The 23,333-nt window shown below is 56.4% G+C and carries 24 protein-coding genes; 10 read left to right on the top strand and 14 right to left on the bottom strand.

Going from position 1 to position 23,333, the window contains the following annotated elements; genetic code table 11:
• Window positions 1-51 precede the first annotated feature (51 nt).
• A complete protein-coding gene (locus tag ACGS9J_RS00920; RefSeq protein ID WP_442229238.1) occupies window positions 52-450 on the top strand; it encodes a VOC family protein in 399 nt (132 codons plus the stop codon).
• Window positions 451-667: 217 nt separating this feature from the next.
• Here the strand turns inward: ACGS9J_RS00920 and zntB are convergent, their stop codons facing one another.
• Window positions 668-1,651 (bottom strand): zinc transporter ZntB, encoded by a 984-nt coding sequence (gene zntB / locus ACGS9J_RS00925; RefSeq protein ID WP_442229239.1) that lies wholly within the window; start codon window positions 1,649-1,651, stop codon window positions 668-670.
• Between the two features lie 119 nt (window positions 1,652-1,770).
• On the opposite strand from zntB, the gene ACGS9J_RS00930 reads away from it, so the two are divergent.
• Window positions 1,771-2,880, top strand: a complete 1,110-nt coding sequence (locus tag ACGS9J_RS00930) for a hypothetical protein (protein WP_442229240.1) — start codon at window positions 1,771-1,773, stop codon at window positions 2,878-2,880.
• 193 nt (window positions 2,881-3,073) lie between these two features.
• Window positions 3,074-3,322, top strand: a complete 249-nt coding sequence (locus ACGS9J_RS00935; RefSeq protein WP_442229241.1) for a hypothetical protein — start codon at window positions 3,074-3,076, stop codon at window positions 3,320-3,322.
• 176 nt (window positions 3,323-3,498) lie between these two features.
• Here ACGS9J_RS00935 and ACGS9J_RS00940 read toward each other — a convergent pair whose 3' ends face one another.
• Window positions 3,499-5,136 (bottom strand): peptide ABC transporter substrate-binding protein, encoded by a 1,638-nt coding sequence (locus ACGS9J_RS00940; RefSeq protein ID WP_442229242.1) that lies wholly within the window; start codon window positions 5,134-5,136, stop codon window positions 3,499-3,501.
• Between the two features lie 158 nt (window positions 5,137-5,294).
• Window positions 5,295-5,645, bottom strand: a complete 351-nt coding sequence (locus ACGS9J_RS00945) for a hypothetical protein (RefSeq protein ID WP_442229243.1) — start codon at window positions 5,643-5,645, stop codon at window positions 5,295-5,297.
• 207 nt (window positions 5,646-5,852) lie between these two features.
• Between ACGS9J_RS00945 and mpaA the strand changes: the two genes are divergently transcribed.
• Entirely contained in the window at window positions 5,853-6,560 is a 708-nt protein-coding gene (mpaA, locus tag ACGS9J_RS00950) for a murein tripeptide amidase MpaA (RefSeq protein WP_442229244.1), read from the top strand.
• A gap of 5 nt (window positions 6,561-6,565) precedes the next feature.
• On the opposite strand, the gene ycjG is transcribed toward mpaA, so the two are convergent.
• Complete coding sequence (gene ycjG, locus ACGS9J_RS00955; protein WP_442229245.1) at window positions 6,566-7,537, bottom strand: L-Ala-D/L-Glu epimerase; 972 nt, start codon at window positions 7,535-7,537, stop codon at window positions 6,566-6,568.
• A gap of 224 nt (window positions 7,538-7,761) precedes the next feature.
• Here ycjG and tpx point away from each other — a divergent pair, with 224 nt between their 5' ends.
• Window positions 7,762-8,265, top strand: a complete 504-nt coding sequence (gene tpx, locus ACGS9J_RS00960; RefSeq protein WP_442229246.1) for a thiol peroxidase — start codon at window positions 7,762-7,764, stop codon at window positions 8,263-8,265.
• 205 nt (window positions 8,266-8,470) lie between these two features.
• On the opposite strand, the gene tyrR is transcribed toward tpx, so the two are convergent.
• From tyrR to pspA, 7 genes are all read right to left on the bottom strand, one after another.
• Window positions 8,471-10,042, bottom strand: coding sequence for a transcriptional regulator TyrR (gene tyrR, locus ACGS9J_RS00965; protein WP_442229247.1), 1,572 nt, complete (start codon window positions 10,040-10,042; stop codon window positions 8,471-8,473).
• A gap of 326 nt (window positions 10,043-10,368) precedes the next feature.
• On the bottom strand, window positions 10,369-11,430 hold the full coding sequence (locus tag ACGS9J_RS00970; protein WP_442229248.1) for a TIGR01620 family protein: 1,062 nt from the start codon (window positions 11,428-11,430) through the stop codon (window positions 10,369-10,371).
• On the bottom strand, window positions 11,427-12,824 hold the full coding sequence (locus ACGS9J_RS00975; protein ID WP_442229249.1) for a YcjX family protein: 1,398 nt from the start codon (window positions 12,822-12,824) through the stop codon (window positions 11,427-11,429). Before ACGS9J_RS00975 ends, ACGS9J_RS00970 begins: the two co-directional genes overlap by 4 nt.
• Window positions 12,805-13,071 carry a phage shock protein PspD gene (pspD, locus tag ACGS9J_RS00980; RefSeq protein ID WP_442229250.1) on the bottom strand — a complete coding sequence of 89 codons (267 nt, stop codon included), beginning with the start codon at window positions 13,069-13,071 and terminating at the stop codon, window positions 12,805-12,807. The genes ACGS9J_RS00975 and pspD overlap by 20 nt, the downstream gene beginning before the upstream one ends.
• Window positions 13,072-13,167: 96 nt before the next feature.
• A complete protein-coding gene (gene pspC, locus ACGS9J_RS00985; protein WP_442229251.1) occupies window positions 13,168-13,527 on the bottom strand; it encodes an envelope stress response membrane protein PspC in 360 nt (119 codons plus the stop codon).
• The gene (pspB, locus tag ACGS9J_RS00990; RefSeq protein ID WP_012145351.1) at window positions 13,527-13,754 is read right to left on the bottom strand and encodes an envelope stress response membrane protein PspB; all 228 of its coding nucleotides are present in this window, start codon (window positions 13,752-13,754) and stop codon (window positions 13,527-13,529) included. Before pspB ends, pspC begins: the two co-directional genes overlap by 1 nt.
• 160 nt (window positions 13,755-13,914) lie before the next feature.
• Entirely contained in the window at window positions 13,915-14,580 is a 666-nt protein-coding gene (gene pspA, locus ACGS9J_RS00995) for a phage shock protein PspA (protein WP_442229252.1), read from the bottom strand.
• Window positions 14,581-14,764: 184 nt separating this feature from the next.
• Here pspA and pspF point away from each other — a divergent pair, with 184 nt between their 5' ends.
• Window positions 14,765-15,772 carry a phage shock protein operon transcriptional activator gene (pspF, locus tag ACGS9J_RS01000; protein ID WP_442229253.1) on the top strand — a complete coding sequence of 336 codons (1,008 nt, stop codon included), beginning with the start codon at window positions 14,765-14,767 and terminating at the stop codon, window positions 15,770-15,772.
• A gap of 193 nt (window positions 15,773-15,965) precedes the next feature.
• Here the strand turns inward: pspF and zigA are convergent, their stop codons facing one another.
• From zigA to folE2, 3 genes are read right to left on the bottom strand one after another with little or no spacing between them, the layout of a single operon-like run.
• Complete coding sequence (gene zigA, locus ACGS9J_RS01005; RefSeq protein WP_442229254.1) at window positions 15,966-17,153, bottom strand: zinc metallochaperone GTPase ZigA; 1,188 nt, start codon at window positions 17,151-17,153, stop codon at window positions 15,966-15,968.
• A 12-nt stretch (window positions 17,154-17,165) separates the two neighbouring features.
• On the bottom strand, window positions 17,166-17,726 hold the full coding sequence (locus ACGS9J_RS01010; protein WP_442229255.1) for a carbonate dehydratase: 561 nt from the start codon (window positions 17,724-17,726) through the stop codon (window positions 17,166-17,168).
• Window positions 17,716-18,645 (bottom strand): GTP cyclohydrolase FolE2, encoded by a 930-nt coding sequence (gene folE2 / locus ACGS9J_RS01015; protein ID WP_442229256.1) that lies wholly within the window; start codon window positions 18,643-18,645, stop codon window positions 17,716-17,718. The genes ACGS9J_RS01010 and folE2 overlap by 11 nt, the downstream gene beginning before the upstream one ends.
• Window positions 18,646-18,849: 204 nt before the next feature.
• Here folE2 and sapA point away from each other — a divergent pair, with 204 nt between their 5' ends.
• The 4 genes from sapA to sapD are packed head-to-tail and all read left to right on the top strand — an operon-like array spanning window position 18,850 to window position 23,333.
• On the top strand, window positions 18,850-20,502 hold the full coding sequence (gene sapA, locus ACGS9J_RS01020; protein WP_442229257.1) for an ABC transporter substrate-binding protein SapA: 1,653 nt from the start codon (window positions 18,850-18,852) through the stop codon (window positions 20,500-20,502).
• On the top strand, window positions 20,499-21,464 hold the full coding sequence (gene sapB / locus ACGS9J_RS01025) for a putrescine export ABC transporter permease SapB (protein ID WP_442229258.1): 966 nt from the start codon (window positions 20,499-20,501) through the stop codon (window positions 21,462-21,464). The genes sapA and sapB overlap by 4 nt, the downstream gene beginning before the upstream one ends.
• Entirely contained in the window at window positions 21,451-22,341 is an 891-nt protein-coding gene (gene sapC, locus ACGS9J_RS01030) for a putrescine export ABC transporter permease SapC (protein ID WP_442229259.1), read from the top strand. Before sapB ends, sapC begins: the two co-directional genes overlap by 14 nt.
• Window positions 22,341-23,333 carry a putrescine export ABC transporter ATP-binding protein SapD gene (gene sapD / locus ACGS9J_RS01035; protein ID WP_442229260.1) on the top strand — a complete coding sequence of 331 codons (993 nt, stop codon included), beginning with the start codon at window positions 22,341-22,343 and terminating at the stop codon, window positions 23,331-23,333. The genes sapC and sapD overlap by 1 nt, the downstream gene beginning before the upstream one ends.

A 23,333-nucleotide genomic window follows, 5' to 3' on the forward strand; every position in this document is an offset into this window, starting at 1 on the left:
TGCCGTTTTTATCCTATACTGTGTTTTTATACAGTCACCAGGAGAGTACCGATGAACATCACACCCTGCTTATCTCACGTTTCTCTCGGCAGCAACGATTTTGACGCCGCAGCGGATTTTTACGATCGCACCCTCGCCGCCTTAGGCTGCCGTCGGGTGTTGGAACACCCTGGCGCCATTGGCTATGGCCGCGATTATCCGGAGTTCTGGTTGCAGCTGCCGAACGACGGTAAACTGGCCACGACCGGCAACGGGGTGCATGTGGGGTTTTTCGCCACCAGCAAACAGCAGGTCGATGACTTCTACCGGCAGGCGCTGCTGGCCGGTGCGACCGATGAAGGCGCCCCCGGTTCACGGCCACACTACGGCGAAGCCTATTACGGCTGCTTTGTTCGCGACCTGGACGGTCATAAGATTGAGGCCAGTTTTTGGGATGAGAGCGCCGCCTGAAGGGGCAAATAACGGACAAAAAAATGCCGGTGATTAAACCGGCATTGTATGAATCAATGTGCTATGCAGTAATTCTAAATATAAGAAAGTAAGACAATTATGGAGCGCAACGCCCATCGCTTGACGTTGCATTCACCTGCGAGATAGATCATGCCCCATTTCTCCCCGGTAAAAGTTGATATCGCTCAATGTTAACCGGGTTTTTACCTCTTTTTGGCTACAGCCAGCGGCGGCGCTTCAGCCACCAGCCCACGCCGAACACCAATCCGAGCAGCATCAGGCAAAATGCCGCGAAACCGAATGGGTTGCTGCCGCCAGGGATCCCGCCCAGGTTAACGCCGAACAACCCGGTCAAAAAGGTCGTGGGTAAAAACACCATCGCCAATAGCGACATGGTGTAAGTGCGGCGGTTCATGGCGTCGGCCATCACGGTGGTGATTTCGTCGGAAAGGATCGCGGTGCGGGCAATGCTGCCGTCCAGATCATCCAGCCCGCGCCCCAAGCGATCGGCGATATCCTGCATGCGACGACGATCGTCGTCATTCATCCAGGGCAGGCGATCGCTGGCCAACCGCGAGAATACATCGCGCTGTGGCGCCATATAACGGCGTAGCACAATCAGTTGCTTGCGGATCAGCGCCAACTGCCCGCGTTCGGGGACTTGCTGCTCCAGCAGCGAATCTTCCAGATCGATGATTTTATCGTGCAGATCCTCGATAAACTCGCTGGCGTGGTCGGTCAGCGCGTCCGATATTTCCACCAGCCAGTTGCCGCTGTTGGTCGGCCCGCTGCCGCTTTGCAGATCGTTCACCACCTGATCGATGGAGTACACTTTGCGATGACGGGTGGAAACGATCAGTTTATCGGTCATGTAGACGCGAATGGTCACCAACTGATCCGGCCGCGAGTTGGCGTTAAAATTGATGCTGCGCAGCGTGATCATGGTGCCGTCGCCCACCTTGGTGACGCGCGGTCGGGAACTCTCCCCGGATAAGGCTTCTCTTACCGCATCCGGCAACAGCGGCGTCGTGGTCAGCCACTGGGCGCTGGCGGGGTGCGCATAATCAAGATGCAGCCAGCAAGGCTCGTCGCAGGTGACTTTATCATCGTAATCAATCGACGTAACACCGCCCTTACCATCGAGCTGGTAGGCATAGACTGCGTCAGGAACCTGTAACTCGCGCCCCTCAATGACTTCCATTCCTCATCCCCTTTGCTTTTCAGTTATCCCAGAGTCTAGCGTTAATGCCAGGCGGATCAAAGATGAAGCCGTGCGAATGCTACGCCCGGAACGGCCTTATACGCTAACATGGAGCAATAATGCACAACCCATGCCGCTGGTGCCCAATGATACCGATTCAGACATGCCTGTTAGCCTCGGTTTTGGCGCTCGTCCTGACCCCCGTTAATCCGTTGTTTGCCGCCGATAACTCACTTAACACTGTCGCCGACGCATACCGGGTCAAGCTGGGGCCGGCGGCGGGTGATTTGCCCTACTTTGTCGCAAAAAACCAGGTCGCCACACCGCATAGCGCATTGATCGTGATACACGGCTATCCCAGAGATGCAGGAAAAACCTTGGCCGCCGCAGTAAAAGCGGCTCAACTTACCGCCGGAACCGAAGGGACGTTGTTGATCGCCCCGCTGTTTCCGGTCAGCGATGCCCAGGCCGAGCGCTGCCACTCACCCGGCGTGCCGCAGGCGCGGGCCGGTGACGCGCTGTGGCGCTGTAGTTCCTGGATCGAAGGCGGTCTGGACACCCAGGGGCAAACCAACTCGTTTGCCGCGCTTGATCGTCTGGTTGCCGAATTGAAAGTAAAATGGCCGCAGATACATGAGGTCACCGTGGCCGGATTCTCTGCAGGTGCGCAGTTTGTGCAGCACTACGTCGGATTCGCTCACCCACCTGCCGGCGTGAAAGTGCGTTATGTCATATCCGACCCCGGCAGTTGGCTCTATTTTGATGGCCATCGGCCGCTGCCGGTCAAAAACGACCGCCCTGCCGACTGGCGCGACTGTCAGCCACAGGGGAACTGTCACTTTGAGTGGGTGGAGGTAACCAGTGCCGCCTGCCCGGACGTCAATCGCTGGAAATACGGCGTTGAGGCTGTCCCGACCTTGCTCGATCAAAACCATCAATCGGTGCGCCAACGCTATGCCGCGGCGGATATCACCTACATGGCCGGCGAGCAGGATACCGGCAAGGCTCCCGGCAGCTTCTACAAAATTCTCGACAAATCCTGCGCGGCGCAGGCTCAAGGCCCCTATCGACTGCAACGCGGCATGGCCTATGCGGCTTACGATCGACGTTTTATTGCCCCGCATGCCAAACGCGATTTACTGATCGTTCCCGGCTGCGCACACGACGTAGCCTGCGTATTTCCCTCCGCCGTTGGGCGTCAGGCATTATTTAAGAAAAATGCAGACTAATAATAACGGAGATGAAATAAAACAGGGCTGACAAAGACAAATATAACGGAATAAAGCGCTGGCTATCGTGCCATTATTATGACTTAACATATTCACAGCAATTTTAATTCATAATAACAATAAAAAATTAACACAAAGCTGTTCCAGCTCAAAATTGAGAGGCATATACTTCCCTCACTACGAGGAGGTAGTTATGTTACGCGACCATTTAAAATTAAACGACAACGATACGCTGGAGAAAATCCGCAGCGTTAATTTTCAAAACCAGGGCCAGGAAGAAATCAGTGAGTTTATCGTGAAGAATGCCAGCGGCACACCGGTTGGCAAGGTCTCGGTCCACGACCATCTGAGCACCCGCCGCTCCTACCCAACCAGCTATCGCATTACCCAGACGGATATGGCCGGCCGCATCCTGGTTGATGCCATGCGGGACAGCTTATAAACAATAAATAACCACCGGCTTCATCCCACACTCCATTGCCGAAATAAAGACCGCCCCTGTTCTCTTTAACAGGTCGCATCGTCACGACTAAAATAAGCCCGCAGGGTTTATTTTAGTCTTCGGCAAATATAAAAAACCCGGCCGCGAATTAACGGGGCCGGGTTAGACGTGGTTATTTATTTATGTTTGATAATATACATCGTCTGGCTGTAAGCCACGTCTTCCGGATTGGTGATCGGGTAGCCTTTTACCCAGGGCTTGATCAACCGACCATTGGTGTATTGGTAAATCGGGGCTATCGGCGCCTGTTCAGCGATGATCTGCTCCAACTTGTTGTAGTCGGCGGTCAAGGCCGCGGCACTGGTTTCACGGCTGGCCTGCGCCAACAGCTTGTCGTAATCCGCGCTCTTGAATTTGGCGATATTACCGCTGTGGGTCGAGCTTAAAAGCGACAGGAAAGTCGAGGCTTCGTTATAATCGCCGACCCAGGAAGCCCGCACCACGTCGAAATTGCCGGTATTGCGGCTGTCGATATAAGTTTTCCATTCCTGATTCTGCAACTTAACGTCGATCCCAAGCGTTTTCTTCCACATTGAGGCCACGGCGATGGCGATTTTCTGGTGGCTTTCCGACGTGTTATACAGCAGCGTCAGCTTCAACGGATTGTTCGGACCATAGCCGGCCGCCTGCATCAGTGCCTTGGCCTGTGCATCCAACTCCGCCTGCGGTTGCTGCTGCAACAGACTCACTTCCGGTTTATAGCCGGCGGTGACATCCGGCGTGAAGTGGTAGGCCGGTTTCTCGCCGGTGCCCAGCACTTTCTCGGCGATAATTTTGCGATCGATCGCATACGACAATGCCTTGCGCACCCGAACATCGTTGGTCGGCGCCCGTTGGGTGTTGAACGCATAATAATAGGTCCCGAGCTGATCCGGGGTATAAACCTGGTCAGGAATGTCCTTCAGCAATTTTTGGTACATGTTTTTAGGGAAGGATTCAGTGATATCGATATCACCGGCCAGATAACGTTTGGTGGCGTTGGATTCCTGGTTAATCGGCACAAAGGTCACTTTAGTCAAAACGGTATGCGCGTGATCCCAATAGTGTTCGTTTGGCGTCAGCACCAGCTTCTCGTTGACCACCCGCTCCTGCAGTTTAAACGCGCCGTTGCCCACCAGGTTACCGACCTTGGTCCAGTCATTGCCGTATTTTTCCACCACGGCCTTGTTCACCGGGAACAGGCTGAAGTTGGCCGTCAGACTGACAAAATAGGGTACCGGTTTGTTCAACTGGACTTTAAAGGTGTAATCATCCAGCGCCGTGACGCCCAGCTTATCTGCGGGTAATTTGCCGGTAATGATCTCATCGGCGTTCTGTATACCCGCCAGTTGGGCAAACCAGGCGAAGGGGGACAGATTCTTCGGTTCGACCAGGCGCTGCCAACTATAAACAAAGTCTTTTGCCGTGACAGGGTCACCGTTTGACCAGCGTGCATCTTTACGCAGCGTGAAAATATAGGTTTGGTTATCCGTCGTTTGCCAACGGGTGGCGACGCCGGGGATCACTTTGCCGTTGGCATCCTGATTCACCAGGCCTTCAAACAGATCGCGCGCCAATTGCGCTTCCGGCAGCCCTACCGCTTTGATGGGATCAAGCGAAGCGGGTTCATCTTTGATGTGGCGAACAATTTCCTGTTTTTCCGCCAGAGAAGTACCCGGGGGAACCTGCGCTGCCATTGCGCTGCTCAACCCTGCGCCAATCGCCACGGCACACAGCGCCAAACGAAAACCTTGTTGAATTTTTTTTCTGGTCATTCTGATTCATCCCCGTTAACCATCTGAATTTTTTATCTTATAGCACAAGATTAGTCTCACCTAGAGTTCCAGGCGGACAAGATGTAAAAACTGGGGGCCAGGCAATAAAAAATGCCCGCGCGACGAGGCCGACACGGGCATTTTTATCTGGACGAAGATCAGTCGTACAGGTGAATGCTGTTGATGCGGTAGCTGAACTCCTCGCCCTCTTCTTCATCAAAGATGGTGAAGAAACCTTTTTCTGCCAACGGCTTGGCATGAATATCGGTCTTTTGCATCTGGCGCGACTCGGCATCGTCATAACCATAGTCGAGATAGAAGCTGTTTTTCTGATAGTCGACGTGCAAGGTGAACGGATAGTTGGACTCATCGCCACGCCCATCGTCGTTCTTCACCACGCCGAACCATTCACCCTGACGGATCTGGTTCTCTTCGTCCACGCCGCACAGCAGCGTGATGGTATCTTTTTCATTTTCGCTATAGCTGGCAACTATTCTGGCTACTGGCATGTTAAATCCCCTGTTTGGTTATTGGGTTAGCTTTGCCGATAGTATAACAACAGCGAATTAACCGGCGGGGTTTTATTGTTGCCTGCGCTAACGCACCGTTCACATATCAAGCGATGGCCGAACAATAGCTCTGGGAAAGTTAAGCTAAAGCGTAATACACTGAATAAAATGATAATCACTCTCGACCTTTAAATCAGGGACCGCATCATGATCCAGCATCGACCGCGCAGTGAACGTGGCCAATTGGCCGTTGCAGGAGAGAATTACGGCAGTTCGCTGCTGGGCGCGCCGCTACTCTATTTTCCGGCGGCCATCACTGGCCCGGAAACCGGGCTGATCATCGCAGGCACTCACGGTGACGAGGGCGCCGCTATCGTCACCCTGTCCTGTGCGCTGCGCAGTATCGCGCCTGACCAACTGCGCCACCATGTGGTGCTGGCCGTCAACCCCGATGGTTGCCAACTTGGGCTGCGTGCCAATGCTAACGGGGTCGATTTGAACCGCAATTTCCCGGCGGCCAACTGGCGCTCCGGCGATACGGTTTATCGCTGGAACAGCGCGGCGCAGGCGCGGGACGTTAAACTTTCAACCGGTGGGCGCCCTGGTTCCGAGCCGGAAACCCAGGCACTGTGCCACCTGATCCATCGCCTGAAACCGCGCTGGGTGGTCTCCTTCCACGAGCCGCTGGCCTGCATCGAAGATCCAGCCAGCTCCCAGCTCGGCGTCTGGCTTTCGCACAAATTTGCTCTGCCGCTGGTCACCAGCGTCGGTTACGAGACGCCGGGATCGTTCGGCAGTTGGTGCGCCGATTTGTCGCTGCCCTGCATTACCGCAGAATTCCCGCCAATCTCTGCCGATGCAGCCAGTGAAAGCTATCTTGATGCCATGGTGGAATTGCTGACTTATCCGGACTAAGCCGGTTATGGGGCGAGATTAATCGCCCCGCATTCAAAAGCCAATCCCGCTTCTACGTCCTTCGCCAACCAGGTTGGCCCATCCAAATCGACGAAACGCGCCCCCGGTGCCAACGGCAATGCGGCATTGATCGCCCGTGAAGTACACAGCATGCAGCCAAGCATGATGGCGAACCCCTGTTCCCGCGCCAACGCCGCCAACGCCAATGCTTCCGTCAGACCGCCAGTCTTATCCAGTTTGATATTGACCATCTGATAACGGCCGGCCAACCTGGGCAGATCGCTACGGGTGTGGCAGCTCTCGTCGGCGCAGATCGGTAGCGGATGAATAAAGTTTTCCAGTGCGCTGTCATCCGTTGCCGGCAGCGGTTGCTCCAGCATCGCCACCCCCAGATCTGCCAACAGTTGGCAGCGTGCCGCCAACCCCTCCGCCTGCCAGGACTCATTGGCATCGACGACCAACGTCGCCTCCGGCACTGCCGCGCGGATCGCCACCAGCCGTTCGCTGATCAGATGGTTATCCAGTTTGATTTTCAGCAACCGCGCCCCTTGCTGTTCCAGCTCGCGCGCGGCGAATGCCATCGCCTCCGGCGAACCGATACTGACGGTCTGCGCCATCAGAATACGCTCCGGCGCCGCCACCCCGCTGCGTTGCCAGAGGTTCTGACCGTTCAGCCGACACTCCAGATCCCACAGAGCAGAATCCAGCGCATTGCGCGCCGCGCCTGCTGGCATCAGCTGTTGCAGTTGCTCGCGCGTCACGCCCTGTTCGACAGCCGACGCCACCTCTGCCAACTGCGCCATCACCGAGGCTTCACTTTCGCCGTAACGCGGGTATGGCGTACATTCACCGCTTCCGCGCACCCCCTGCTGTTCAATTTCAACCACCACCACTTTGGCTTCGGTACGACTACCGCGAGCAATAACAAAGGCGGTATGCAACGGCCAGGCTTCTGGGTAAAAACGCATGCTTCTCATCACGGCTCCTGAGGCGGAAATTGCGCATAAAATCGGTAGACCAGAGGGATAAACCCTGGATACAACCTAATATATACAAGTATTTAGCAAACTTTACCTATCCAACCCGCATTTGTTGACATAAACTGATGCCAGGGTGTGAACCTAATGTTAAATGCGGCCAAAAGCCATTTTCATTAGGCTTATGCCCTTTGTATAAACACCTGTAAAAGGAATCAAACCCAATGACTCAGACCGTACATTTTAAAGACAACCCGGTAAGCGTTGCAGGCCACCTGCCACAGTCCGGCGAACAAGCCAAAGCCTTCTCGCTGGTTGCCAGCGACCTGTCAGACGTAGCGCTGAGCAGCTTCGCGGGTCAACGCAAAGTTCTGAACATTTTCCCAAGCATCGATACCGGCGTTTGCGCTGCCTCAGTACGTAAATTCAACGAGCTGGCCAGCGGCCTGGAAAACACCGTGGTGCTGTGCATTTCATCCGATCTGCCGTTCGCCCAATCCCGTTTCTGCGGCGCGGAAGGCCTGAGCAACGTAGTGACCCTGTCCACTCTGCGTGGTGCAGAGTTCAAACAGGCCTACGGCGTAGAAATCGCTGACGGCCCGTTGGCCGGTCTGACTGCGCGTGCGGTCGTGGTGCTGGACGGTCAGGATAACGTGTTGTACAGCGAGCTGGTGAATGAAATCACCAACGAGCCTGACTACGATGCGGCACTGGCTGCCCTGAAATAATGTCACGAGGCCGGCGAATGCCGGCCTCTGATAGCTAAATGTTGAAAGAGTTTGATGACAAAGTTGTTTTGGAACCCGAGATACCCGGGCCTAGCGCCCCGAGGGGCACTCCGGCGGACAAGCCGCTACGACCCCTTCGGCACGCTCTCCCTAATAACGAGCTTTGTCAGCAGTCTAAAACGGGCGCCCAGGCGCCCGTTTTTTATTACTCTTCGCTTTCCCCAGCCGGCTTACGGCTGCTGAGACCATATTCACGCAGCTTATTGGCGATCGCGGTATGCGAAACCCCCAAGCGCTTCGCCAATTTTCGCGTACTTGGGTAAGTGCGGTACAACCGCGTCAGCACTGAGCGCTCGAAACGCTTGCTGATATCGTCAAGCGAACCGTCCAGCACCTCATCGCCCAATGACATTTCAACCTCAAACTCCGGCAGCACAATGTCCTGCGGGCGAAGTTCGAACCCTTCCGTTTGGGTCAACGCGCGATAAATGGCGTTTTTCAACTGCCGCACATTGCCCGGCCAGCCGTATTTGCTGAGGAAACTGCCCAGATCGTTGGACAACTTCGGCCGCGCCACGCCCTGCTCATCGGCAAAGCGCGCCACAAACAGTTCGGTCAGCGGCATGATGTCCTGCGGACGCTCACGCAGCGGCGGAAGGGTAATGGTCAGCACATTAAGCCGATAATACAGATCCTCACGGAACTCGCCGCGTTGCACCAGTTCAATCAGGTTCTTTTGCGTCGCGCAGATCACGCGGACATCGACATGCACTTCGTGTTCTTCACCCACCCGGCGGAAAGTGCCATCGTTGATAAAGCGCAGCAGTTTGGTCTGCATGCGCGGCGACATTTCCCCGATTTCATCGAGCAGCACCGACCCACCTTGCGCCTGCTCGAAGAAGCCCTTCTTGCCTTCCAGCGCATTGGGATAAGCCCCCGGCGCATGGCCGAACAGCTCGCTTTCCGCTACGTCGTCCGGTAAGGCGGCGCAGTTCAGCGCCAGGAATGGCTGTTTGCCGCGCGGGCTGCGCAGGTGGCAGGCCCGGGCCAGTATGTCCTTGCCGGTGCCGGTGTCGCCCACGATCAGCAGCGGCGCATCCAGCATCGCCAGCTTGCGCGCCTGTTCCAACACGTGACGCATTTTCGGGCTGGCAGCGACAATATGATCAAATTCGGTATCGTCGTTTACCGACAGGTTCTGTAGCTGACGTCCCATACGCGCGGTGGACTTCAGCATCACAACCGCGCCAACGGTATCTTGTTGCTGGTTTTCGTCTTCCAGATAGATGGGCGTGATATCCATCAGGAAATCCTGACTGCGGATCACTACCCGCTCGGACTGTGGCGTGGTTTGCTCGCTCTCCAGCCAGCGACTGAAGTTATAACCGCCAATCAACGCGGCGGCGGTCTGGTTGCGGATTTTGTCCTCGCTGAAGCCGAACAGCGCCTGCGCCGCCGGGTTAGCCAATTCGACCTTGCCCTTCATATCGATCGAAAATACCGGTTCCGGCATCGACTCCAGCAACGCCCGCAATGCGCGGTGCTCACGTTCGGACGGCATGAAATTCACGGTGCGCACGTCGGTCACGCCGGCAATGCGACGGATCTCCGCCATCAAGGCGCGGAAGGTATCGAAATCCAACTGGGAAAAATTGAGGTAAATGCGGCCGATGGGATCGATTTCGATGCCACGTAAATCTATGCTGCGCAATACCAAAAGATCGAGTAACTCTCGAGTCAGACCGAGCCGGTCTTCGCAAAAAACTTCCAAACGCATCAGTATTGGCCTTATCTCTGCAGGTGCGGGGATGACTGGCAATGATGATACTCTCTCACCCCGAGCGGTAGAAGCAATCTGTCAGCAAAAGTTGACAGAACTCTGATTTATCGCTGTTGTTGATGATTTTAAACGCAAGTGAATAACACCATCGGCGTCATTTTAGCTTATTGGCAGAGAGTTATCACAACCGACAATAAATTTTCAGATAAATATAAGGTATTTGCAGGGGGATCGTCTTTCGTCAAGCGAGGGTTACGTTTGGGCGTTAGCGAGGCACGTTAGCGGCAGAAATGAACACGGCGCCCGATGGACGCCGTGGGATGTTATTTGGCTTTGCTGTCGCTTTTTTTCAGGGTCTCTTTCAGTTGGCCAATCAATTGGCTGCGGAAATCGCCCAGTTTGGGTTTCTCCCCCTCCAGCCAGGGCAACGGACGGCACAGCTCCATGGCCTTGATACCGAGCCGGGCAGTCAGCAACCCGGCACCGATACCCTGTGCCGCACGGGCGGAAAGTCGAGCCGCCAAATCTTGCGACATCCAGTCCATCCCCACTTCACGCACCAGTTCAGATGCGCCGGCAAAAGCGATATTCAACAGCACCAGGCGGAATAACCGCAGGCGGCTAAAGTAACCCAGTTCGATGCCGTACAGCGCCGCGATGCGCTTGATAAGACGAATGTTGCGCCAGGCAATGAATGCCATATCCACCAGCGCCAGCGGGCTGACGGCGATCATTAACGTGGACTCCGCAGCCGAACGGCTGATTTCACGCCGGGCCTGGTTGTCCAATACCGGCTGCACCAGCTTGGCGTACAACGCCACCACTTCACGATCGTTTTGGGTTTCATGCAGCGAAGCCTGCCAGCGTTGCAACGCCGGATGCCCCTGATCAAGACCGGCCTGGCGCGCCAGCTTCTCGCAGAATTCCCGCCCTTTGCCCAAACCGTGGCTGTGCAATAACTCTCTGGCCACATCGCGTTCTTCCGCGCGTTGGCGCAGACGATACAACCGGCGCCATTCGGTGACCACCGACCCCACCCCGGCGAAGACAATCAAACCGCCCGCCACGCCGCCGCCCAGGGCGATCCAATCCTGCTGTACCCAGGCGGTATGCACCCACTGCACGCCCTGCGCGACCACGCTGACGCCAAACAACGCCAGCCCGGCAGTGACCATTTTGCGCCACAGGCTGCGTTTGGGTTTCAGCGCCGCGTTGATAATGCCTTCGGCGCGTCCCTCTTCCTCTTCCTGTTGCAGCTCTGGCGCCGCCGGGAAAAAACTTTCCGCCTGCTGTTCATCAAAGGCGACGTTGGCGCGCAGTACCGGTTCCTGCGGTGGCTGCAGCGGTTGTTCAAAATCGATACGCGGTTTTATCGGCTCGCTCATCGCAATTTATCTCCCAGTAAAAACTCCATCACCGCGTCCAGGCGAATATGCGGCAACGGGCTGTCCACACTCATGGCTCGTGGACGAAACTCATCGAAATGGAAGCCCTGATTTTGCCAAAACGTCGGCCCGGGCAAACGCGCCGGCACTTCGCCGGGGAACACCGTCAGCGGTGCGCCGTCATTGAGACGATTGCCTTTCAACGCCGGGATCCGCTGCCCCTGATGGTCAACGATACCGCTCTCGGTGGCCTGCACCGAAGCCAGCCCGACGCAGTCCATGCTGATGCCTTCAAACGCGGCGTTCTGCCAGGCTTCCTGCACCAATTGCTGCAGCAATGACACCAGATTGGCATGCTGATCGGCAGTAATGTGATCGGCCTTGGTGGCGGCGAACATCAGTTTATCGATGGTCGGTGAAAACAACCGACGAAACAGCGTGCGCTTGCCATAGTGGAAGCTCTGCATCAACTGGGTCAGCGCCAGGCGCATATCGTTAAACGCCTGCGGGCCGCTATTGAGCGGTTGCAGGCAATCCACCAGCACAATCTGGCGATCGAAGCGGACAAAATGTTCTTTATAAAAGTTTTTGACGATCGACTGGCAGTAATAATTGAACCGCGCACGCAACATGCCGATGTTGCTGTGCTTATCTGCCTGCGCCAACTTCGACTCGCCGAGAGCGTCTACATTGGGCCACGGGAAAAACTGCAACGCCGGGGCCCCGGCCAGATCGCCCGGCAGCACAAAGCGGCCCGGCTGAATAAAATGCAGCCCCTCGCTTTTGCAACGCAGCAGATAGTCGGTGTAAGCCTGGGCGATGGCCGCCAGTTTGTTTTCATCGGCCGGTGCCAGCGGATCGCAGCTTTTGCACAGCTCCAGCCAGGGCTTGGCCCATTCGGCACGATCGCCCTGCAACAGGCCGGCCATTTGCCGCGACCAGGCCAGATAATCCTGTTCCAGCATCGGCAAGTCCAGCAACCACTCGCCGGGATAATCGACAATTTCCAGGTACAGGGTCGACGTGTCTTTGAAATGACGCAGCAGCGAATCGTTGGAACGGTAGCGCAGCGCCAGACGGATCTCGCTGACACCACGCGTCGGCGTCGGCCAGCTCGGCGGGGTGCCGTACAGCTGCGCCAGCCCTTCATCATAGGTAAAACGCTGAATGCCGAGATCGCGTTGCGGAATGCGCTTCACGCCCAGCAGACGTTCTTCACGCACCGGCGAGAACAGCGGCATGCGCGCACCGCTGTGAACGTGCAGCAATTGGTTGACGAAAGCGGTGATAAAGGCGGTCTTTCCGCTACGGCTAAGGCCGGTCACCGCCAGGCGCAGATGGCGATCCATTCCGCGGTTGACCAGCGACGTTAACTCATTTTGCAGTCGTTTCATTGTTCTCCTTGGCATAACGCCCAAATACCTTGTTCAGGCCTTTGCGGAACAGCGGTTCCAGCACCAGTGCCAGGACAAAGCGAATCGGTTTGCGGCCCACGGTCCGCAGCAGCCAGCCGGCCGCCCCTGCCGGGCCGTAATTCAGTAACGCTATGATGATGACTTTAGACAATGTCTTCAACATTGCACCTGCTCCTTGTTTAAATCCACCGGATTTAACGGCGTTTGCGGCATAGGTTTTGTTCATTATCAATGCCCTCCGGCAAAGTTTGGGTCAAAAAAGGATGATGGCGGGTGCAATGCCTGACCTGCGCCCGGCGCAGGCCATAGCACGCGAGGCGGGTTATAGCTTGCGGAAACGACTCTGTACGCCGAAGGTGTCCGACGTCACGTAACGCTCAACCTGGCGCAGTTGCTGCTCACCACTGCCCAGTTGATATTCAAGCTGGTCGAGCAACTGACGCGGCGTTTTTTGCTGTTCGTCGTCAAAGCGGCTGGCCGGTGCTTCGTCCAGCACGAACACCAGCGCGAAATAAGCAATCAGGGTAAAGAAAAACAGCCCGAAGAACATCGACAGCACCACCATCACCCGGATCAGGCGCACCGGCACGTCGAAATAATGGGCCAGACCGGCGCAAACGCCCTTCAGCATGCCTTCTTCAGGGACGCGATAAAGCTTTTTACTGCCCAGAGTGTTGTTCATCAAGACTGTCTCCAGTTCGGGTGTTCTGCATCGAGGATCTCTTCCAGCGCCTGAATACGTTCACGCATGCGCTTGGCGTCTTCGGCCAACTGGGCCAGACGCTGCATTTCCTGATGGCTCAGTTGAATGCCGTTTTGTTGCCGATTGCTGTAATGCAGCCAAAGCCAAATCGGTGCGACAAACAACACAAAGATTGTCAACGGAATGGCAAGTAATAGAGCACTCATTTCTTTTCCTTCTTAATGCGTCTTTGGTGGGCGGCCACACCACCGTGGCCGCCCAGGTTATTGACAAAGGGGGATAAAAGCGTGGTTTTTCCCCCTTTGTGTTATCAGCCGAAAATCAATAAATTGATTTTCCTGATTTATTTTCAAAACCTTTATTGCCTTACTCAGAGCGATTCATTTTGGCTTTCAGTGCCGCCAGCTGCTCGCTGATGGCGTCGTCGGCTTTCAGCTCGGCAAACTCTTGATCCAGAGACTTCTTTTTACCGATGCTGACGCTTTCCGCCTCGGCTTCCATGTGATCAATGCGGCGTTCGAACTGCTCGAAACGCGCCATCGCCTCATCCAGTTTGCCGCTGTCGAGCTGACGACGCACTTCGCGGGAAGACGACGCCGCCTGATGACGCAATGTCAGCGCCTGCTGGCGAGCGCGAGTTTCGGTGAGCTTGTTTTCCAGTTCTCCGATTTCGCTTTTCATGCGGGCCAGCGTTTCTTCAACCGTCGACACTTCATGAGTCAGCGTGGTGATCAGGTCGGCCACTTTTTGTTTTTCGATCAATGCCGCACGGGCCAGATCTTCTTTATCTTTACGCAGCGCCAGTTCGGCTTTGTCCTGCCAGTCGCTAAGCTGGTTTTCACCCTGCTCGATACGACGCAGCAACTGCTTTTTCTCCGCCAGCGCACGCGCTGAGGTAGAACGGACTTCGACCAGCGTGTCTTCCATCTCTTGGATCATCAAACGCACCAGCTTTTGCGGATCTTCCGCCTTGTCCAGCAGCGTATTAATGTTGGCGTTCACGATGTCGGCAAAACGAGAAAAAATACCCATAATTCACTTCCTCTTGGTTCTGATGGCGTCTGAAGCGCCGTGTTAAATCATACAGATTGCCCAAAGACTTAATCAAAACCCGTGCCAACTTTTATTTCATTGAATAACAACGACTATTTATTTTTGACTCTCTGTCCGCATCCTGTAGAGTGATTATTTTCACCAAACATTGGCGAATTTCATCATGAGCGAACAGTTAGAAAACCTGCTGGGCGAAGCGAACGCCTTTGTCGAAGTATTGGAGCAAGTCTCGCAACTGGCAAAGTTGAACAAGCCGGTGTTGGTGATCGGGGAGCGCGGGACCGGTAAAGAACTGATAGCCCACCGGTTGCATTATCTGTCCAACCGTTGGCAGGGGCCTTTTATCTCGCTTAACTGCGCGGCCCTGAATGAAAACCTGCTGGATTCCGAGCTGTTCGGCCACGAAGCCGGCGCTTTTACCGGTGCGCAGAAGCGCCACCTGGGCCGCTTTGAACGGGCCGACGGCGGCACCTTGTTTCTCGACGAATTGGCGACCGCGCCAATGCTGGTACAGGAAAAATTGCTGCGGGTGATTGAATACGGCCATCTGGAGCGCGTCGGCGGTAGCCAGCCGCTGCAGGTCGATGTCCGGCTGGTGTGTGCCACCAACGACGACTTGCCCGCGCTGGCGGCGGCGGGAAAGTTTCGCGCCGATCTGCTGGACCGGCTGGCGTTCGACGTGGTGCAGTTGCCGCCTTTGCGTCGGCGTCAGCAAGACATCATGTTGCTGGCCGAACATTTTGCGATCCAGATGTGTCGTGAGCTGTCGTTGTCGCTGTTCCCCGGCTTTACCGAGCGCGCCAGGGATACCCTGCTCGGCTATCATTGGCCGGGCAATGTGCGCGAGTTGAAAAACGTGGTGGAACGTTCAGTGTACCGCCACGGCACCAGCGCCGAGGCGCTGGATAACATCGTCATCAATCCGTTTGCCCAGCGGGAAACTGCGCCATTGCCTTCAGAAGCGGGATCGAGTGAGGGCCTGCCGGTCTTGCCGCTGGATTTAAAAACCTGGCAATTGGCACAGGAAAAATCGTTGATCGAGGCGGCGCTGCAGCAGGGAAGATTTAACCAACGGAAAGCGGCAGAGTTGCTGGGACTGACCTACCACCAGTTACGCGGCATGCTGAAAAAGCACGCGTTGCTGCAAAATGGCGAGGCGGACGAAGAATAACAGGCAAAAAAAAAGCCAGCACCCGAGCTGGCTTAAAAAACACTGGAAGCAATGTGAGCAATGTCGTGCCTTTCACAGCAGAACCACAATGAGTGGCCTTCCGTGAACTGCCAAGCGATGATAATAGTTATCAGTATCATCTGTAAAGCACTTTGTTGAGAATTTTTCTCATTACCACACTGTCATTGTGCAATTACCACTCAGGGAAGGGATCGGCCATCTCGTGCCAATAGTCCACCCCGGCAGCCATTTCCTCGTCGTTCAACAGGCAAGCGTCCAGCAAACGCGTTATTTTGGCCTGCTGCAGATGCTGGCCGATGAACACCAGTTCCTGACGCATATCACCAAAGGGCTCCACCCATTTTTCCATAATCTGCGCTCGCGTCTCCTCATCCTGCGGCCATCTATCTTGCGCTATGGCGCGCCAGAAGGTGCCTGCCAGCCCATAATGAGCAATCCCTCCCGCCTGGCTCCACTGCCCGGCCTGACGCGGGCGCGTCGCCAACCAAAAGAACCCTTTAGAGCGCAGTAGCTTGCCACCGCCCCAGTCACCGTTGATCACCCGGTAAAATTTATCCGGCGCAAAGGGACGGCGCGCCTGATAAACAAAACTGCTGATGCCGTAGTTTTCAGTTTCGGGCAGGTGTTCGCCACGCAGCTCCTTCAGCCAGCCGGGTGCCTGTTGCGCCTTGTCGAAGCTGAAGCTGCCGGTGTTCAATACCGCCGCCAGCGGTAATGTGCCGGGTGAGATGGCGATAATATTGGCCTCAGGATTCAGACTGGCCAGCAACGCCATCACTTCCCCCTGCTGCTCTGGCGTCAGCAGGTCGGTTTTGCTTACCAGCATCACATCACAGAACTCAATCTGTTCGATCAGCAGATCCGCCACGCTGCGCAGGTCGTCCTCACCCAGACTTTGCCCCGCCTCCTGCAGCGTCTGCGCCTGCTGGTACTGCTGGATAAAATTCACGCCATCCACCACGGTGACCAAGGTATCCAGACGGGCGAATTGAGACAGGCTTTGCCCCTGTTCGTCCTCAAAAGTGAAGGTTTCCGCCACCGGTAACGGTTCGGAAATGCCGCTGGATTCGATCAGCAGATAATCGAAGCGCCCGGCCTGCGCCAGTTCGCGTACAGAAATCAGCAGGTCTTCACGCAGCGTGCAGCAGATACAGCCATTGCTCATCTCCACCAGTTTTTCCTGCTGGCGATCAAGCTGGACTTCGTTCTCAACCAGCGCGGCGTCAATGTTGACTTCGCTCATGTCATTGACGATCACCGCCACACGCATGCCCTGGCGATTATTCAGAATATGATTCAACACCGTCGTTTTACCGGCGCCGAGAAAGCCGGAAAGCACGGTTACGGGTAATGGATTCATCGGGGTCCTCACTCAAAACTCATTGCGTAATGCCTGATAACCGCGCACCAGTTCGATATTGGTGGCGGCTACCTCTTCAGAAAATTGCAGTGCGCCGCGATCTACCTGGCGGTAAAGCGACAGATCGCTGTCGGCGCCAACACGCTCGGTTGACGGAATGTACAGGTTTTCCGGCAGCGTCACGCCGTCCACCACCGCGTTGTAACGCACCACGCAACCGGCGCCGATATGACAGTTGAACAGCACGCTGTTGAAGCCGATAAACACCCGATCCTCAATTCGACACGGGCCGTGGACGATGGCGCGATGGGCGATGGAACTGAAGCGGCCAATGGTGACCGCTGCGCCGCTTTTCGAGTGGATCACCACACCGTCCTGAATATTGGAATGGGAGCCGATCACAATAGGTTCCATGTCACCGGCCGCATTCAGCTCGTCCGCACGGATCACCGCATAGGGGCCAACGTAGACAAAATCTTCGATAATCACCCGGCCGCAGAGTATCGCGGTAGGATCGATGTAAGCTTTCGGCGATACCTGTGGCAGATGCCCACTGGGATTTTTACGCAGCATCCGCTTTCCCCCGCCAGCTCAACTCCGCCACCGCGTTGTGAGCGTGCAAGCTTTCCTGATGCTCGACCCGCAGCGAAAAGGCGCGGTAGCTGCATTGGCTGCGTAGCATCCGATACAGTCGGCGCGCGGCATCCTCACAAAACATCAGGTTTTGCCCATTCGCCAAGGCAAACGCCTGTTCGTCACGACGCTTCACCAGCGTCTGCAACGGCGTTCCCAATGCATGCTCGATGCGATCGATTAAGTTAACCACCGGCAACGCCGTTGCACGCTCATTCAGCGTCACCGTCACCCACGCCCAACTGCGCTGACTATGGGGAGTGGCCGGCATGCCCTGCTCGCCCAGCCAGTCGATAACCTGCTGCTGGTCGACTTTGTCCGCCGCCTGTTCGAAATCAAACTGAAACTGCTGCTGCGCCAGTTGGCGGCTGAGGGCCGCCGAACTCGGGCAAGTGGAGGAATATGGCACACCCACCGTTAGCGACAGGGTTAGCTCGGTGGTCCACGAAGCCTCAACTTTCAGCGGATAGGCTTTCCAGCCACGGTGTGGCGACAGCAGTGCCGGACGCGACAACAGCAGCTCTCCGCCGATGTTCAGGCTGGCACGGTCGCTGTTCTCCGGCTGCGACGCCAGAAAAGCGCGCAGGGACTCAGCAATGCGTTGTGGCGTCAGCTCCCCCTGGGTCAACTCATCCAACGCCAGATACAGGCGCGACATATGTATGCCCCGCGCCCCCTGGCTGCTGGCACGCAGATTGATCCCGGCATTGACCCGCGCCATCAGCGGCTTGCCCGCCAATTCCAGCGGCAGTGCTATCCCTTCCATCCCGACCCAATCGAGCCCGACATCACTCATTACGCCCTGCCAGGCCTGCGCGTCCGGCAGCGGCTGGCGTGGTGGAAGTGCAATATTGTTCATACATCCCCTTGCTATTATCAGTACATTGCAGGGAACGGTAACATGATTTTGTTATGTTATAACATATCAATTATAATTTTTTTGCCTTTGAGGCCACATTGTTCAATCAAGTAGCAGAAAACTCAGCCATTTTGCTCAATGGATTGGGCTGTTGGTCAGAGTGCGATACACTAAGGCTATTGCTTATTAACCCATGAAGCCTCTATGCGTGGTTTACCCCTTTGGATACTGTCATTGAGTTGCCTGGCCGGCAGCGCTCTGGCCTCCACACCTCCTGCGCCCGCCGCGGCATCGCCGTTGCCGGACATCCGCCAGAGCGGCTTTGTCTATTGCGTCAGCGGTATTCTGAACACCTTTAACCCGCAAATGGCCAGCAGCGGCCTGACGGTCGATACCCTGGCCGCACAGTTGTATGACCGTTTGCTGGACGTCGACCCTTATACCTACCGGTTGATCCCCGAATTGGCGCAAAGCTGGGAAGTGCTGGATAACGGCGCGACTTACCGTTTCCACCTGCGCAAAGACGTGCCATTCCAGACTACCGCCTGGTTCAAACCGACCCGCAAACTGAATGCCGACGACGTGGTTTTCAGCTTCGAGCGCGTGTTCAATCAGAAGCACCCTTATCATGATGTCAACGGCGGCGAATATCCCTACTTCGACAGCCTGCAGTTTGGCGAATCGGTGCAAAGCGTCAAGAAGCTGGATGACTACACGGTAGAGATCCGTCTGCAAGCGCCGGACGCCTCATTCTTGTGGCATATCGCGACCCATTATGCACCGGTGTTGTCGGCAGAGTACGCTGACAACCTGACGGGTGAAGGCCGCCAGGAAATGATTGACCGCGAGCCGGTCGGCACCGGGCCGTTCATGCTCAATGAATACCGCTCAGGGCAATATATCCGGCTGGCGCGCAACGATGTTTACTGGAAGGGTCAACCGCGTATGCCGCAGGTGGTGATCGACCTGGGGGCCGGCGGCACCGGTCGGTTATCGAAGCTGCTGACCGGCGAGTGCGACGTGTTGGCCTATCCTGCCGCCAGCCAGCTTTCGATTCTGCGTGATGACCCGCGCCTGCGCCTGACGCTGCGTCCGGGGATGAACATTGCCTATCTGGCCTTTAACACCCGCAAGCCTCCGCTTAACGATTTGAAAGTACGGCAGGCGATTTCGCTGGCGATCAACAACCAGCGTTTGATGCAGTCGATTTACTACGGCACGGCGGAAACCGCCGCCTCCATTTTGCCGCGCGCCTCATGGGCGTATGACAACGAAGCGCACGTCACCGAGTTTAACCCGGCCAAATCGCGCGAGATGCTCAAGCAAGCGGGCATCGAGTCGCTGAACCTGCGGCTGTGGGTGCCGACCGCCTCGCAGTCCTACAACCCCAGCCCATTGAAGACCGCTGAGCTGATCCAGGCCGATTTGGCCCAGGTCGGCATTAACGTCACCATAGTGCCGGTCGAAGGCCGTTTCCAGGAGGCGCGGCTGATGGAGATGAATCACGATCTGACCCTCACCGGCTGGGCCACCGACAGTAACGATCCGGACAGTTTCTTCCGACCGCTGCTGAGCTGCGCGGCAATTCGCTCGCAAACCAACTATGCTCACTGGTGTGACCCGGCGTTTGACGAAGTGCTGCAAAATGCCCTGCTGTCACAGCAGTTGGCACAGCGAATCGAAAACTACCAAAAGGCGCAGAAAATTCTCGAACAGCAACTGCCGGTGTTGCCGCTGGCGTCTTCATTGCGTCTGCAGGCCTACCGTTACGACATCAAAGGACTGGTATTGAGCCCATTCGGCAATGCGTCCTTTGCCGGGGTGTACCGTGAATCCGCGGAGGGGCCGAAAAAGTGATTATCTTTACCTTACGCCGTTTCTTGCTGCTGCTGATCACCCTGTTCTTCCTGACCCTGGTCAGCTTTAGCCTGAGCTATTTCACGCCACGGGCGCCGCTGAACGGTGCGGCTCTGCTGGATGCCTATCAGTTTTACTTTGTCAGTCTGCTGCACTGGGATTTTGGCGTTTCCAGCATTAATGGTCAGGCGATCAGCGAGCAATTGCGCGAAGTGTTTCCGGCAACCATGGAACTGTGCCTGCTCGCGTTCACGCTGGCGCTGTTTATCGGCATCCCCCTTGGCATCATTGCCGGCGTGATGCGCGGCAAATGGCAGGACACCGCCATCAGCACCTTTGCGCTGCTCGGTTTTTCAATGCCGGTTTTCTGGCTGGCGCTGCTGCTGATGCTGTTTTTCTCGCTGCACCTCGGCTGGCTGCCGGTTTCCGGGCGTTTCGATCTGCTGTATCAGGTTAAGCCCATTACCGGTTTCGCCCTGATTGATGCCTGGCTGTCCGATTCCCCCTACCGCGCCGAAATGATCGGCAGTGCGCTGCGTCATATGATTTTGCCGATTGCCGCGCTGGCGGTGGCGCCGACCACCGAGGTGGTGCGTCTGATGCGTATCAGTACCGACGACGTGCTCAACCAAAACTACATTAAAGCCGCCGCGACCCGGGGGTTATCCCGTTTCACCATCATCCGCCGCCACGTGCTGCATAATGCGTTGCCGCCAATCGTGCCCAAGTTGGGGCTACAGTTCTCGACCATGCTGACGCTGGCGATGATCACCGAAGTGGTGTTCAGTTGGCCGGGGCTGGGCCGCTGGATGATTAACGCTATCCGCCAGCAGGATTATGCGGCGATCTCCGCCGGTGTCATGGTGGTCGGCACGCTGGTGATCACCATTAACGTTCTGGCCGATATTTTAGGCGCTGCCACCAACCCACTGAAACATAAGGAATGGTATGCCCTTAGATAACGTATACCGCGAAAAGAAAATGCCGAGCCCGCTGCTGTATACCTGGCGGATTTTTTACGGTGATGCGCTGGCGATGATTGGCTTCTACGGCGTGATCGCGCTGCTGCTGCTTTCCGTGTTCGGCAGCCTGCTGGCGCCTTATGCGCTCGATCAACAGTTCCTGGGTTATCAACTGTTGCCGCCCTCCTGGTCGCGTTACGGCAACGTTTCCTTCTTCCTCGGTACCGACGATCTCGGCCGCGATATTCTCAGCCGCCTGCTGACCGGCACCGCCGCCACTTACGGCTCAGCGCTGCTGGTGACCGTTGCCGCCGCGTTGGTCGGGGTGATCCTCGGGGTGTTTGCCGGGGTGACCCGCGGCCTGCGCTCAGCGGTACTGAATCATATTCTTGACACCCTGCTCTCCATTCCTTCGCTGCTGCTGGCGATCGTGGTGGTGGCGTTCCTCGGGCCAAAGCTCGAGCACGCCATGCTGGCCGTCTGGCTGGCCTTGTTGCCACGGATGGTGCGCACCATCTACAGCGCCGTACACGACGAGTTGGAAAAAGAATATGTGGTGGCGGTCCGTCTCGACGGCGCTTCTACGTTGCAAATTTTGTGGTACGCCGTGATGCCCAACATTGTGGCGGTACTGGTGACTGAATTCACCCGTGCGCTGTCAATGGCGATCCTGGACATTGCCGCCCTGGGCTTCCTCGACCTTGGCGCACAGCTGCCGTCCCCTGAATGGGGCGCCATGCTCGGCGATTCGCTGGAGCTGGTGTACGTTGCCCCCTGGACGGTGATGCTGCCCGGCGCGGCGATCCTGATCAGCGTGCTGTTGGTTAACCTGTTGGGCGACGGTATGCGCCGCGCAATCAATACGGGGGTGGAATAATGCCATTACTTGATATCCGCAACCTGACGATTGAATTTATGACCGCCGAAGGCCCGGTCAAAGCGGTCGATCGCGTCAGCATGACGCTGAGCGAAGGGGAAGTCCGCGGCCTGGTCGGCGAATCCGGTTCCGGCAAAAGTCTGATCGCCAAGGCGATCTGCGGCGTCACCAAAGACAATTGGCGCGTCACCGCAGACCGTTTCCGCTTCGATGATATCGACCTGTTGCAGTTGACGCCGCGCGAACGGCGCAAGCTGGTTGGGCATAACGTCTCGATGATTTTCCAGGAGCCGCAATCCTGTCTGGATCCTTCCGAAAGCATCGGCCGCCAGTTGGCGCAGGCGATACCGGGCTGGACCTATAAGGGCCGCTGGTGGCAGCGCTTTAACTGGCGCAAACGCCGGGCCATTGAGCTGCTGCACCGCGTCGGCATCAAGGATCACAAGGACATTATGGGCAGCTTTCCCTATGAGCTGACCGACGGCGAGTGTCAAAAAGTGATGATCGCCATCGCCCTGGCCAACCAGCCGCGCCTGCTGATCGCCGATGAGCCGACCAACGCCATGGAACCGACCACCCAGGCGCAGATTTTCCGTCTGCTGGCGCGTTTGAACCAAAACAACAACACCACCATTTTGCTGATCAGTCACGATCTGCAAATGATGAGCAAATGGGCCGATCGGGTGAACGTGCTGTACTGCGGTCAAACGGTGGAAAGCGCCCAGTGCGAAGATCTGCTGGCCACACCGCACCACCCTTACACTCAGGCGTTAATCCGCTCAATGCCGGACTTTGGTCGCGCATTGCCGCATAAAAGCCGCCTCAACACGCTGCCTGGGGCCATTCCATCGCTGGAGCATTTGCCTATCGGCTGCCGTTTGGGGCCGCGTTGCCCTTATGCACAGAAAAAATGCATTGAGACCCCGCGCCTGCGCCCGGTGAAAAACCACCTGTTCGCCTGCCACTTCCCGCTGAACATGGAGGAGCAATAA

Source organism: Serratia quinivorans, assembly GCF_052113645.1.
GTDB classification, from domain to species: Bacteria; Pseudomonadota; Gammaproteobacteria; order Enterobacterales; family Enterobacteriaceae; genus Serratia; species Serratia quinivorans_B.